The following is a 12,851-nucleotide window of genomic DNA, read 5'->3' on the forward strand; positions in this document are numbered from 1 at the left end:
AAATGCTTGATGACCGGTAAAAATGACATTGTGGCATGAAGATAAACGGCGAAATACATCATCGGTGATAATTTCATTGGAGTGATCGTTGAAAAACAGATTGTCTTCTTCTTCGTAAACATCCAGGCCTAATGCGCCTATTTGTCCACTTTTTAGCGCCTCAATTGAATCTTTAGCATTTATTAAAGCCCCCCGACTAGTATTAATGAGCATCACACCCTTCTTCATTTGTGCAAAAGATTCTCTATTAAGCAGATGGTAATTATCGTCAGTTAACGGGCAATGCAGAGTAATAGCATCACTGCGTGTAAATAATTCTGTTAGTGAAACATAGTCAGCACCAAGTTCAATTGCCTGTGCAGAGGGGTAAGGATCATAAGCTAATATCTCACAGCCAAATCCTTTTAGGATACGTATGGTGGCAAGGCCAATCTTACCTGTGCCGATAACCCCCATAGTTTTACCAAACATATTAAACCCGACTAATCCATCGAGTGAAAAATTGGCATCGCGGGTACGTTGATAAGCTTTATGAATGCGTCTGTTTAAGGTCATCATTAATGCGATAGCGTGTTCGGCAACGGCTTCCGGGGAGTATGCCGGCACGCGCATGATAGTCAGACCTGATTTTTTGCTAACCGCTAAATTTATATTGTTAAAACCGGCACAGCGCATCACGATAAGCTTAATGCCAAAACTTGCGAGCTCAGTTAATACCGGACCTGCGAGATCATCATTCACGAATGCACAGACCGCATCATAACCTTTAGCCAGTTGGCTGGTATGAACATCTAAGCGGGTATCAAAATACTTTATCTGTATTAACTCTTGTTGAACCGCCAGTAGAGGATCAAAATGTTTAATATCATAATTGCGTGTACTGAACATGGCAACTTTCATAATAGAATTCCCAAGATGGATAAAAAATAAGATGCTGGTCTTATACCCATGTTACTTCAAAATGCTTTGTCAGGCGCAAGCTCTTCGATCAAAGCAAAACGTAACATGACCTTTCGAGTGACTAACTGTGTTAATCCTCTAGCGGTAGATGTAAATGGTTATTCCCTTTCCGATTGGTGCAACGCAGCGCTGTTTTTTGAGCTCGCGCCCCGTAGGGCAAGGAAAATTGAAGTATCATGGGTATACACTTTATCTAACCATACTGCCTGAAATTTTATCTGTAAAGCGGTACGGGAAATCATCATCCTGCAACAGGATTATTTTTGCTGTTTTTATAACCGTGCTAAAGGGAGTTTTTTATGCATCTGTGTTTTTCTATAACCGCACATGGTTTTGGACATGCCGCAATTTCATGCGCTGTTATTAATCAGGTAAAAGAAAAATATCCTGATATAAAAATCACTGTGCTCAGTTTGGTCTCTAAGGTTTATTTGCAGTCGCGTCTTCGCTGCGAGTTCGAACTGATTACGCTGGGTAATGATTTTGGTATGTTAATGGTTTCTCCGGTTGAGGTGGATATACAAGCAAGTGCGCTTAAATATTTATCTCTTTATGATAATTGGCAGCAAGCAGTTGCTCAGGAAAAGCAGATTTTAGAAGAGATTAAACCTGACTGCCTGATCAGCAATATATCACCGGTCAGTTTGGAAGCGGCGATGCAGTTGAATATCCCGACCGCTTCGGTTGCGCCTTTTAACTGGGCTCAAATTTATCAAGCCTATTGCCTTGGACCCGGGCAACGCGAGATAATTCAGGCAAAATTTATTTTTGATAATATGGTCTCTATTTATGAACGGGTTGATTTCATTTTTAAACCTTTGCCCTCGGTGCCCTTTATGCAGGATAAGGAAATACAGGTAGGCAGTATCTGTGATCACCCGCCGCCCGAATCTGCACAGTTACTGCAAAAATTACCGGCAGGTACAGATAAAATTGGCTTAGTAGCACTGGGTGGTTTACCAATGAAGCTGGATCTTGAAAATTGGCCTCACATAACAGGGTGGCATTGGCTGGTGGATCAGCATGCTAGTCAGTTGCGCGATGATATGAGCCAATTAAGCACGTTACCTTTCTCTTTTTTACAGTTAGTTAGCAGCTGTGATCTGATTTTAACTAAACCTGGATACGGTACCTATTGTGAAATTGCGGCTATCGCCAAATATCAAAAAGTAAGGGTCATTAGTCTTGAGCGTCCGGATTGGCCGGAAACACCCTTTTTAAACCAGTTTTTAAGTGCGCGGGTACCTTTTGTCGAAGTTAAGCTTTCGCAGTTGAGCAACGATGCTTTAATAACTGTTATTAAGCAATTGGATTTGCTTGATTATCCGCAGGTTCAGACTTGTGAAGACGGTGCATCGCAGTTAGTCAGTTATTTGCTTGGGCAGTTGTAGAAGGTTGTTTTTATATCAGGTAGTTATAGCATGTTATTTTGGTGTTTTTTGATTAATAAAAAGCCAGTTAAGAGGGAACTTAACTGGCTTAGATTGAACCTTTTCTTATAAATTAAACAAGCAGTTTGCTTAATTGTGGTCCTGCAGAAACAAGGGCTAGCCCTTCTGCTTTATCCGTATAACGGGCAAAGTTATTAATAAACAGAGTTGATAATTCTTCTGCTTTTGTTTCCCATTCGGCAGTCGTTGCATAGGTATCGCGTGGATCAAGAATGTCACTGCGAGCACCCGGTAAAGCTAATGGAACTTCCAGATTAAAGTATGGAATTGTTTTAGTAGGTGCGTCTTCAATTGATCCATCTAAGATAGAGTCAATAATGGCACGAGTATCTTTGATTGAGATGCGCTTACCGCTGCCATTCCAACCTGTATTTACAAGGTATGCTTCTGCACCACTTGCTTCCATACGTTTAACTAACTGCTCGGCATATTGTGTTGGGTGTAGCAGTAAAAATGCAGCTCCAAAACAAGCAGAGAAGGTCGGTGTTGGCTCTGTAATACCACGCTCAGTACCCGCTAATTTTGCGGTGAAACCCGAGAGGAAGTGATATTGCGCTTGCGCTTTAGTCAGTTTGGAAACCGGAGGTAAAACACCAAAAGCATCAGCAGTCAAGAAAATGACTTTCTTGGCATGGCCGCCTTTTGACACAGGTTTTACAATATTTTCAATATGATAAATAGGGTATGAAACACGTCCATTTTCTGTTTTACTCGCATCATCATAATCGACAACACCATCAGCGCCAACAACCACATTTTCAAGTAATGCATCGCGTCTAATCGCGTTAAAAATCTCAGGTTCAGCTTCTGCGCTTAAACGGACGGTTTTAGCGTAACAGCCACCTTCAAAGTTAAATACACCTTCATCATCCCAGCCATGTTCATCATCACCAATTAATTTACGTTTTGGATCCGTTGACAGAGTGGTTTTACCGGTACCCGATAAACCAAAGAAAATCGCCGTATCGCCAGCTTCACCCACATTTGCTGAACAATGCATAGATGCCATGCCGTTAAGGGGTAGCAGGTAGTTCATCACTGAAAACAACCCTTTTTTCATTTCACCGCCGTACCAGGTGCCACCGATCAATTGAATTTTTTCTGTAAGATTAAAAGCAACAAAGTTTTCAGAGTTTAATCCGTGAGATTTCCACTCTTGATTGGTTGTTTTAGAGCCATTCATTACAACAAAATCGGGTTCAAAATCTACAAGTTCTTCAGCCGTTGGGCGGATAAACATATTGGTTACAAAATGTGCCTGCCAGGCAACTTCCATAATGAAACGAACTTTTAAGCGGGAATTTTCATTTGCCCCACAAAAAGCGTCAACCACAAAAAGTTGTTTAGTGGAAAGATCTTTGGCTACGATTTCTTTTAAATAATCCCAAGTTCCCTGGTCGATAGCTTTATTATCATTTTTACCTTGGTCACTCCACCAAACGGTGTCGCGAGTCGTATCATCTTTAACAATATATTTATCTTTTGGAGAACGACCGGTAAAAATACCCGTATCAACCGCAACAGTGCCATTTGACGTGACGGTACATTTTTCAAAACCTTCTAAATTTTCTGCTATCTCTTCTTCATAGAGTTTATCATAACTCGGATTATAGATAACTTCAGGAATGTCCGTAATACCGTATTTACTTAATGTTTCAGCAGAAAATGTGTTCGTCGTTGCCATGTTCAATGTCCCTCGGGTAGTGTTTATTTAATGGATATTGCCTAGCCATTAAATTGGATGAAAATGAGACTAACAGGGTAAGGTATTAGAGGATGCATTTAGGAGATCTAGTTCAAATAATGAGAAATTTTTGTTAAAAAAAGGGCATTTACACTAATATAATGTAAATGATCCTCGATTTTTGTGTTATTTAGCTGCTTTTATATATTATTAGTGCTGCACGCCATGTTCGTCATTTAACAATATTTGTAAATCATCCTTCTCAAAGTGATAATCACTCGCACAGTATTCACAGTGCATATCAATACTGCCCTGTTCATTCAACATTTCAAGGATCTCCTCTGCTGTGATTGAAGCTAGTGATGTTAAACAGCGTTCTTTTGAGCAGCTACATTGGAAACGGATGGGTTGAACTTCAAATAAACGCACTGTTTCTTGATGATATAAACGATACAGTAATTCATCGTTTGCTAAGGTATAGAGCTCTTCCTCTTTCACCGTAGAAGCTAATGCGGAAACATGTTGAAAATCGGCTTCATGGTTCTCATCAACAGCAGGTAAAGTTTGTAATAATAAACCTGCTGCTTGCGCTGTGTTTTTGGCACTGGCGTGTAAAATGATACGTGTTGCTAATTGCTCGGATTTAATAAAATAATCTTCTAAACATTCACTTAACGAATCTTTCTCTAAAGCCACAATCCCTTGATAACGTTCACCCTCTTCAGGTGAGATAGTAATCATTAAGTGTCCTTTACCAACCAGTTGTTTAAAAGACAAACCCGCAGTGTCGCCGCTAACATTCGCAGTTCCACGTACTTCCAGATTTTGATTGGCGTTTATGACCGCCGTATTTAACGGTCCGTCACCCTGTAACTGCACAGTAATTTTACCGGCAAATTTCAATGTTGCCGTTATTAAACTAGTCGCAATTAACAACTCACCAACAAGGTTAGCGACTTCAGTACTATAATCATGTTTTTTAATGATGTCGTTAAAACTATTATGGGCCCGGGCTATCTCACCCCGAATTTGGTAGGCATCAAAAATAAAGCGTTGTAGTTGGTCATTCATGATCTTTTTACTCTCTGTTAAAGTCGTTTTGTGTGAGTCTTAATAAGGTTACATTAATGAAGACTCTCTGCACTGTTGTATTGGCTTTATGCTGTGGGCTTCGCATTCCAAATAGGCGGGTAATATTAATCGAAATTAGCAGTGTTACGCTGCACTTTTGCTTGGATTAACTCTCTACGTTGTTTTTTATTTGGTTTTTTGTCGGGATGCGGTGCATTTTGTAAACTTAGTTTACGTAAGGTTTGGTATTCTTCACGTTTTTTTATACTGTCGGCTGTTTCTTTATATAAGGTTTCGGCAATAGGTGCGCCGCGGCGTTGCTCGAATAAAATCTCTACTGAAACGTGTTTAGTCACATCGCCCTGGCGGATTGATAATATTGCACCCAGTTCTACGATTTTACTCGCTTTAGCACGCTGTCCGTTAAAGCGTACTTTGCCGCCCTGGATCATCTCTCGCGCCGTACTGCGTGTTTTGTAAAAACGGGCTGCCCATAACCATTTATCTAAACGAATTTTTTTATCTGTCATTTTTGAACCTTTATTGATGAATCTTGAGTATAACAAATAAGTGTTTTTCACCCTGTTTTTTTTGCCTATACTCAATAGATAAATCATAGTCTGCTTATTGAATGGTCACATTTAGTTTTTTTTTGTCTACAATTTAGCATTTATATACTTGTCTGATATATAAGGCTAACATACGAAGGATATGGGGTTGTAGTCATAACCCATGGGAATTGCTTTATTTAGGAGAGTCGGGCTGTTCTTCTAAATAAAAAAGTGATTAGGCATAACTATTCCTTTTATCTGCTCCCTCTTTAATCAAAAATTCTAAATAAAACAGGATGTTTTAGTGCCGTTATCCATTTTTTTACAAAAACTGCCAAACATAGTACTGCTTTTGTTAGCCGCTTTGTTAGCATACCAACTTGCTTTGTTTAGCTGGTCGTTATTACCTGTCGAAAAATCTGCCGTGCAGTGGTCTATACCCGAAATAACCGGGTTAAATAGTGCTAATAACATTGATCGTGACAAGATAAATGGCCTGTATCTTTTTGGGAAAAGTGCAGTTCCTGTTGCTAGGCCTAAAAAGCAATTGTTGCCTGAGACCATGAGTGCAACAAAACTTAATTTAACCTTGGCCGGCGTGGTTGCTGCTTCTGACCCATTATATTCTAGTGCAATTATCGGCAACAATGGAAAACAGGACAGTTATTTTATTAACTCTAAGATCGAAGGCACCAGTGCTTCCGTTTATGAAATTTATGAGGATCATGTCGTTCTTGATGAAAATGGTATTTACCAGATATTAATGTTGGATGGACTAGAGACGGATAATGAGATCTCCCCGATAGAAACGCCGACTCAAGCGACCGCACCGAAAGAAATCGATTTAGACCGTAGTGAAATATTAAAAGATCCCAGTAAGTTAACCAACTACATTAATATTTCACCCGTGCGAGAGGGGAGTGAAATTAAAGGTTACCGCCTCACTCCTGGTCGAGATCCGGGCTTATTTGAACAGGCCGGTTTAGAAAATGGAGATTTGGTCGTCGAGTTAAATGGTGTTGATCTCACCAATATGGCGGAGTCTATGTCTTTAATGCAAGAGTTCCCAACGATGACCGAGATTAGCTTAACAGTTGATCGCGATGGTCAGTTATATGAGCTGTATTTCAGTATTCCATAGTTTCATCGACATGGATGATGATTGTAGTAAGCTATATTTTAGAGCGTAAATAGTTAATTTGCCGTGGCAGTAATAATTTGGAGTTTTAATAAAGATGAGTCTTTTCAGGATACAAAAAAAATTATCTAAGCGATTAATTTTCAGTTTGTTGGTTTTATTGATTTGCGCGATTAATGCAGGGCGTGTAGCTGCCACTGAATATTCGGCCAGTTTCAAAAACGCGGATATTAATGAGTTTATCAATATTGTTGGTAAAAATTTAAATAAAACCATTATATTAGATCCATCGGTGCGTGGCAGTATCAATGTACGCAGTTACGATTTGTTGAATGAAAAACAGTATTATCAGTTTTTCTTAAATGTGTTAGAGGTTTATGGTTTCGCTACTGTTGAAATGGATAATGGCATAGTCAAAGTGGTTAAAGCTAAGGATGCCAAAACCGCCGCTATCCCTGTTGTTGATGATGGCACAACCTATGCCGGTGACCAAATGGTGACCCGGGTAGTGCCTGTTACTAACGTTTCCGTGCGTGAGTTAGCCCCTCTATTACGGCAATTAAATGATAATGCTGGCGGTGGTAATGTGGTCCATTATGACCCTTCCAACGTCCTAATGATCACCGGTCGGGCGGCTGTTGTTAATCGTTTGGTAGAGATTGTCCATCGGGTCGATAAAGCGGGTGACCAGGAAGTTGACATCATCAAACTTAAATATGCCAGCGCACTGGAAATGGTTAAAATTGTCAATGCCATTCAGCAATCGTCAAGTGGAACAAAAAATATCAGCTCATCTGTTTTAGAGCCTAAATTAGTGGCTGATGAACGGACTAACTCGGTTATTATCAGCGGCGAACCTAAATCGCGAGCGCGGATTGTTAAGTTAATTAAATCATTAGATGCTGAACTGTTGAATGAGGGTAATACGCATGTTTTTTACCTTAAATATGCAAATGCCCAGGAAGTGGTTGATGTATTACAGGGGGTCAGCAAAAACATTGATAGCTCCCCAGGCGGTACAGCAGCTCAATCCAGTGCTAATCAATCGCTGAGTATTCAGGCGCATGAAGGGACTAATGCGATTGTGGTTTCTGCACAACCGGCCTTGATGTCATCATTAACCAGTATTATTCGTCAATTAGATATTCGCCGTGCGCAAGTTTTGGTTGAAGCTATTATCGTCGAAGTTTCTGAGGGTGATGGTATTAATCTTAATGTTCAATGGGGAACATCCAATGGTGGCACACAATTTCAGGATAGTGCTGTCACGACCGGCGACATTGTGGCGGGTACGCAGAGTGATGATGCCGCTATTTCAGCACTAGCCCAAATTTCCGGTGGCATCGCAGGTTATGTCGGATCCAATTGGGGCGTTGTATTACAAGCATTAAGCAGCGCGACAACCTCCAACATATTGGCGACCCCGAGCATTACAACGCTGGATAATCAGGAAGCCAGTTTTATTGTTGGTGATGAAGTACCGGTTTTAACCGGCACAGCCTCCAGCTCTGGTATTGATAACCCATTCCAAACCATTGAACGTAAAGAGATTGGCATCAAGCTCACTGTAACTCCGCAAATTAATGAAGGGGATTCAGTACAAATGATCATTGAACAAGAGGTTTCAGGTATTAAAAATGATACTTCCGCTGTGGATGTTATTTTTTCGACCCGTTCAGTTAAAACAACGGTATTAGCAAAGTCAGGTGAAACCATTGTAATCGGTGGTTTGATTGATGAAACTGTCAATGAGACTGTTCAGAAAGTGCCTTTATTGGGGGATATCCCTCTGTTGGGATTCCTGTTCAGATCAACAGAAAGCAGCACGGAAAAACGCAATTTAATGGTCTTCCTGCGCGCAACTATTATTCGGAGTGACGAGACTATGATGGAGCTCAGTACGCGGAAATATAGTTTAATTCGCGCCGTTCAGGAAAAACAGCGTGATCTGGGTATTAATTTGATGCCTAACGCTATTCCTCCGGTGCTGCCCGAATGGGGACAAAGTTATGAAATTAACCCGGATAATTTCATCAAGTCAGGAAGTAAAACCAAAAAACCAACAACAGAAGGTGTGAATTAATGATCACGCCTGAGGCAGACACTTTGCAAGCGGTGGCGCTCAATGAAGCTGAGCTTATTGAAGTGACGCCGGGTGGTCAGTTACCTTTCCCATTCTCAAAAAAACATGAGTTAGTGGTTTTTTACGAAAATGAGAATGCGCAGCTTTGTTACAAGAAAGCCCCTACTGCTGATTTGATACTTGAAGTGCGTCGTGCTATCGGTTGTGAATTTACTTTAAAACAGGTAGACAATGCCCGTTTTGAGAAGTTAGTGACAACGGCTTATCAAACTTCCTCTTCTCAAGCACAGCAATTGATGGAAGATATTGGCAGTGATAATCTTTTTACTTTGGTAGATGAATTGCCTCTGGATGAGGATCTATTAGAAACACAAGATGATGCCCCGATTATTAAATTAATTAACGCTATGTTGGGTGAAGCGATTAAAGAAGAAGCTTCCGATATTCATATCGAAACCTTTGAAAATAGTTTAGTGATCCGCTTCCGTATTGATGGTGTATTACGAGAAATTCTTAAACCGCAACGTAAGTTAGCTAACTTATTAGTTTCTCGTATTAAAGTAATGGCGAAGTTAGATATTGCTGAAAAGCGGGTGCCGCAGGATGGTCGTATTTCCATACGTATTGGTGGTCGGGCGGTTGATGTGCGAGTTTCAACTATGCCTTCAAGTTATGGGGAGCGAGTTGTACTGCGTTTATTAGATAAAAATGCCATTAAACTAGACCTTGCAACCTTAGGCATGACAGAAGAAAATCACCAACTGGTTCGCGATCTTATCCATAAACCCCATGGCATTATTTTGGTCACGGGACCCACAGGTTCAGGTAAAAGCACCACCTTGTACGCCAGTTTATTAGAGATAAACTCGAAAGATCGTAATATTCTCACGGTTGAAGATCCTATCGAGTATTCCATTGATGGTATCGGACAAACTCAAGTAAATACCAAAGTAGACATGACTTTTGCGCGGGGGTTACGGGCAGTTTTACGTCAGGATCCCGATGTTGTTATGATCGGGGAGATTCGTGATTTAGAAACCGCGCAGATTGCCGTACAAGCCAGCTTAACCGGACATTTGGTTTTATCAACTCTGCATACTAACAGTGCTGTGGGTGCAGTTACGCGTTTGCATGATATGGGCGTTGAACCATTTTTGTTATCTTCCAGTTTATTGGGGGTTTTAGCGCAACGATTAGTCCGGCGTTTATGTCCTGATTGTAGACAAACGCAGACCACAACAGCACAAGAAAAGCAGATTTTAGGTTTGCAGGAAAAAGATAATACGCGTATCTATAAAGCCAAGGGTTGCTCTCACTGCAATCAAACCGGCTATAGAGGGCGTACCGGTATCCATGAGTTATTAATCGTTGATGAGCAGGTTCGCGAATTAATTCATTCCGGAGCAGGAGAGCAGGCGGTCGAAAAATTAATTCGTCAGCGCACGCCAAGTATTCGTGATGATGGTCTAGCTAAAGTGTTAGCAGGAGTAACCACATTGGAAGAGGTTCTACGTGTAAGCAGAGAGGATTAACGTGGCAACATTTTCTTATAAAGCAATGGATGATCGGGGAAAGCTGAAAAAAGGTACTCAAGAAGCTGATTCGGCACGCTTGTTGCGGCATCAGCTACGCAAAGCGGGTTTAACTCCCCTTGAAATTGAAGTTGTTAGCAGCGAGTCTTCGAAAAAAGGAAGCAATTTATTCACTAAAAAAATAAAAACCGCTGATTTAGCCTTAATTACGCGTCAATTATCGACTCTAGTTGCATCAGCGATTCCCCTTGAGGAATGTTTGCATGCAGTGGCTGAGCAGTGTGATAAACCCAACATAAAGGGCATGATCGTATCGGTTCGTGGCGGGGTGCTGGAAGGACATAGTCTGGCAAACAGCATGCGGGCATTTCCATTGATTTTTGATAATCTGTTTTGCTCGATGGTCGCGGCGGGGGAAAAATCAGGGCATCTTGATCAGGTACTGGATCGTTTGGCAGACTACGCCGAGCAACGCGAAGAAATGAAAAGCAAAATGATGCAAGCGTTGATTTATCCGCTGATATTAACCTTAGTTGCCATTTCTGTTGTGGCTATTTTATTAACCTCAGTAGTACCGCAAGTGGTTGGGCAGTTTGAACATATGAGCGCGGATCTACCCGCTTCAACCAAATTTCTGATTGCCGCAAGCGATGCCTTAAACAGTTATGGGTTAACGGTTGTGATCCTTATTTTTGCTTCACTGGTGATTTTCAAAAGGTTACTTAGAAAACCGGAAAATCAGTTATTGTTTGATCAGAAACTGCTTAAATTTCCCGTTGTCGGACGTGTCGCTAACGAACTGAATACCGCTCGTTTTGCCCGCACCTTGAGTATTCTAAATAGCAGTGCTGTGCCGTTATTAGAAGCGCTGTCGATTGCCGGAAATGTATTAAGCAACCAATTTATACGTCTAAAAGTCGGTGAGGCGACGGAGCGTGTTAGAGAGGGTACAAGCCTAGGGCAAGCGTTAGACAGTACAAAATTGTTTCCTCCAATGATGTTACATATGATAAAAAGCGGGGAGCGCAGCGGCGAAATAGGCAATATGCTTGAACGATCTGCTGATAATCAGGACAAACAGTTTGCTGCACAGGTAACAATTGCACTGGGCATTTTTGAACCCGCCTTGGTTATCTCCATGGCGGGTATTGTTTTATTTATCGTTATGGCAATATTACAACCTATTTTGCAGTTGAATAATATGGTGTCGGGTTAGCGCATATTGCCAAGGTGATAATTGCATTAACCTAATTTTTGGTAAGTTTAAATTTGAATAACAACATCTAGGGGCAGGATAGTGAGAAGCAACAAAAGACAAGATAGCAATCAACAAAAAGGTTTTACCTTACTTGAAATTATGGTGGTTATTGTCATTTTAGGAATATTAGCCTCTCTGGTAGTCCCTAATTTGATGGGTAATAAGGACAAAGCCGATCGTCAAAAAGTGGTGTCGGATCTGGTCGCATTAGAAAATGCTTTAGATATGTATCGCTTAGATAACAGTTATTATCCCACTACGGATCAAGGATTGGATGCCCTGATTGAAAAGCCGAGCGGCACACCCGCACCGCGTAATTACCGAGAAGAGGGTTACATCAGACGTCTTCCTCAGGATCCATGGGGCAACGATTATATATTGGTCAGCCCGGGAGAACAGGGGCGAATTGATGTTTTGTCTGTTGGCCGCGATGGCGAAGAAGGCACCGATGATGATATAGGCAACTGGAATTTGGATGGGCAATAACCCCTATAAAAAGTATCTGAAAAATTCCCGGGAATCTGGCTTCACCCTGCTGGAGGTGATGTTGGTGGTATTATTAATAGGCTTGGCTTCACTTACGGTGGTGATGACCTTTCCTAATACTTTAAGCTCAGAAAACAATGCCAGTTGGCAGGCGCAGCGTTTCGCAACCTTATTGCAGTTGGCCGAAGACGAGGCGCTTATCTCTGGTAATGAGCTGGGGTTAGTGATTGAAAAAAACAGTTACCAATTTGCTATTTATGATTATTCAAAGCAACGCTGGTTAGCCGCTCGCGTGGGTGAAATAGAGGAAAAAGTCGAATTGCCTGAGCTTATCCGTCTCGAATATAGCCTGTCCGATTCGACCTGGGGCGAAATAAACAACTCAGATCAGGACAGTTTTATTGAAGAATCGGAACGTGTTGATATTGAAGGTGATAATAAACTAAAAACTTTAAATCCACCGATTTATGTGATGTCCAGTGGTGAGGTATCTCCTTTTTCATTGGTATTTTCGAAGACTGATAATGATCCTGAAAAACAATCAACAACGGTTTCAGTGAGTATGAATGGTGCGATTTCTATCGCAGAGTTGAGCAAAGAATGAAATCAGAACGGTATTCGATTATTTCTATCGCAG

At 41.1% G+C, this 12,851-nt stretch carries 11 protein-coding genes; 7 read left to right on the forward strand and 4 right to left on the reverse strand.

All coding sequences use genetic code 11. From position 1 onward, the window contains the following. A partial coding sequence (locus tag CXF72_RS11015) for a 2-hydroxyacid dehydrogenase (RefSeq protein WP_101039077.1) occupies positions 1-900 on the reverse strand: 900 nt, incomplete at its 3' end. 359 nt (positions 901-1,259) lie between these two features. Between CXF72_RS11015 and CXF72_RS11020 the strand changes: the two genes are divergently transcribed. Continuing rightward, positions 1,260-2,351, forward strand: coding sequence for a hypothetical protein (locus CXF72_RS11020; protein ID WP_101039078.1), 1,092 nt, complete (start codon positions 1,260-1,262; stop codon positions 2,349-2,351). A gap of 112 nt (positions 2,352-2,463) precedes the next feature. On the opposite strand, the gene pckA is transcribed toward CXF72_RS11020, so the two are convergent. The 3 genes from pckA to hslR form a co-directional block, all read right to left on the reverse strand. Beyond that, positions 2,464-4,095 carry a phosphoenolpyruvate carboxykinase (ATP) gene (gene pckA, locus CXF72_RS11025; RefSeq protein WP_101039079.1) on the reverse strand — a complete coding sequence of 544 codons (1,632 nt, stop codon included), beginning with the start codon at positions 4,093-4,095 and terminating at the stop codon, positions 2,464-2,466. 210 nt (positions 4,096-4,305) lie between these two features. Further along, positions 4,306-5,166 carry an Hsp33 family molecular chaperone HslO gene (hslO, locus tag CXF72_RS11030; protein WP_101039080.1) on the reverse strand — a complete coding sequence of 287 codons (861 nt, stop codon included), beginning with the start codon at positions 5,164-5,166 and terminating at the stop codon, positions 4,306-4,308. A gap of 125 nt (positions 5,167-5,291) precedes the next feature. Continuing rightward, a complete protein-coding gene (hslR, locus tag CXF72_RS11035; RefSeq protein ID WP_101039081.1) occupies positions 5,292-5,696 on the reverse strand; it encodes a ribosome-associated heat shock protein Hsp15 in 405 nt (134 codons plus the stop codon). Positions 5,697-6,021: 325 nt separating this feature from the next. Here hslR and gspC point away from each other — a divergent pair, with 325 nt between their 5' ends. The 6 genes from gspC (at position 6,022) to gspH (ending at position 12,818) form a co-directional block, all read left to right on the forward strand. Further along, complete coding sequence (gene gspC, locus CXF72_RS11040) at positions 6,022-6,858, forward strand: type II secretion system protein GspC (protein WP_101039082.1); 837 nt, start codon at positions 6,022-6,024, stop codon at positions 6,856-6,858. Positions 6,859-6,952: 94 nt separating this feature from the next. After that, positions 6,953-8,938 (forward strand): type II secretion system secretin GspD, encoded by a 1,986-nt coding sequence (gene gspD / locus CXF72_RS11045; RefSeq protein WP_101039083.1) that lies wholly within the window; start codon positions 6,953-6,955, stop codon positions 8,936-8,938. After that, positions 8,938-10,470, forward strand: coding sequence for a type II secretion system ATPase GspE (gene gspE, locus CXF72_RS11050; RefSeq protein WP_232784957.1), 1,533 nt, complete (start codon positions 8,938-8,940; stop codon positions 10,468-10,470). The genes gspD and gspE overlap by 1 nt, the downstream gene beginning before the upstream one ends. A 1-nt stretch (position 10,471) precedes the next feature. Next, complete coding sequence (gene gspF / locus CXF72_RS11055) at positions 10,472-11,686, forward strand: type II secretion system inner membrane protein GspF (protein ID WP_157823240.1); 1,215 nt, start codon at positions 10,472-10,474, stop codon at positions 11,684-11,686. Between the two features lie 81 nt (positions 11,687-11,767). After that, the gene (gspG, locus tag CXF72_RS11060) at positions 11,768-12,214 is read left to right on the forward strand and encodes a type II secretion system major pseudopilin GspG (RefSeq protein WP_101039084.1); all 447 of its coding nucleotides are present in this window, start codon (positions 11,768-11,770) and stop codon (positions 12,212-12,214) included. Further along, positions 12,204-12,818, forward strand: coding sequence for a type II secretion system minor pseudopilin GspH (gspH, locus tag CXF72_RS11065; protein ID WP_101039085.1), 615 nt, complete (start codon positions 12,204-12,206; stop codon positions 12,816-12,818). Before gspG ends, gspH begins: the two co-directional genes overlap by 11 nt. Positions 12,819-12,851 lie beyond the last annotated feature (33 nt).

The sequence above is a fragment of the Psychromonas sp. MB-3u-54 genome, from assembly GCF_002836415.1.
GTDB lineage: Bacteria > Pseudomonadota > Gammaproteobacteria > Enterobacterales > Psychromonadaceae > Psychromonas.

Coding starts and splice junctions, on each gene's coding strand:
- CXF72_RS11020 (WP_101039078.1), top strand. CDS start 1,260: ATGCATCTGTGTTTTTCTATAACCGCACATGGTTTTGGACATGCCGCA.
- pckA (WP_101039079.1), bottom strand. CDS start 4,095: ATGGCAACGACGAACACATTTTCTGCTGAAACATTAAGTAAATACGGT.
- hslO (WP_101039080.1), bottom strand. CDS start 5,166: ATGAATGACCAACTACAACGCTTTATTTTTGATGCCTACCAAATTCGG.
- hslR (WP_101039081.1), bottom strand. CDS start 5,696: ATGACAGATAAAAAAATTCGTTTAGATAAATGGTTATGGGCAGCCCGT.
- gspD (WP_101039083.1), top strand. CDS start 6,953: ATGAGTCTTTTCAGGATACAAAAAAAATTATCTAAGCGATTAATTTTC.
- gspE (WP_232784957.1), top strand. CDS start 8,938: ATGATCACGCCTGAGGCAGACACTTTGCAAGCGGTGGCGCTCAATGAA.
- gspH (WP_101039085.1), top strand. CDS start 12,204: ATGGGCAATAACCCCTATAAAAAGTATCTGAAAAATTCCCGGGAATCT.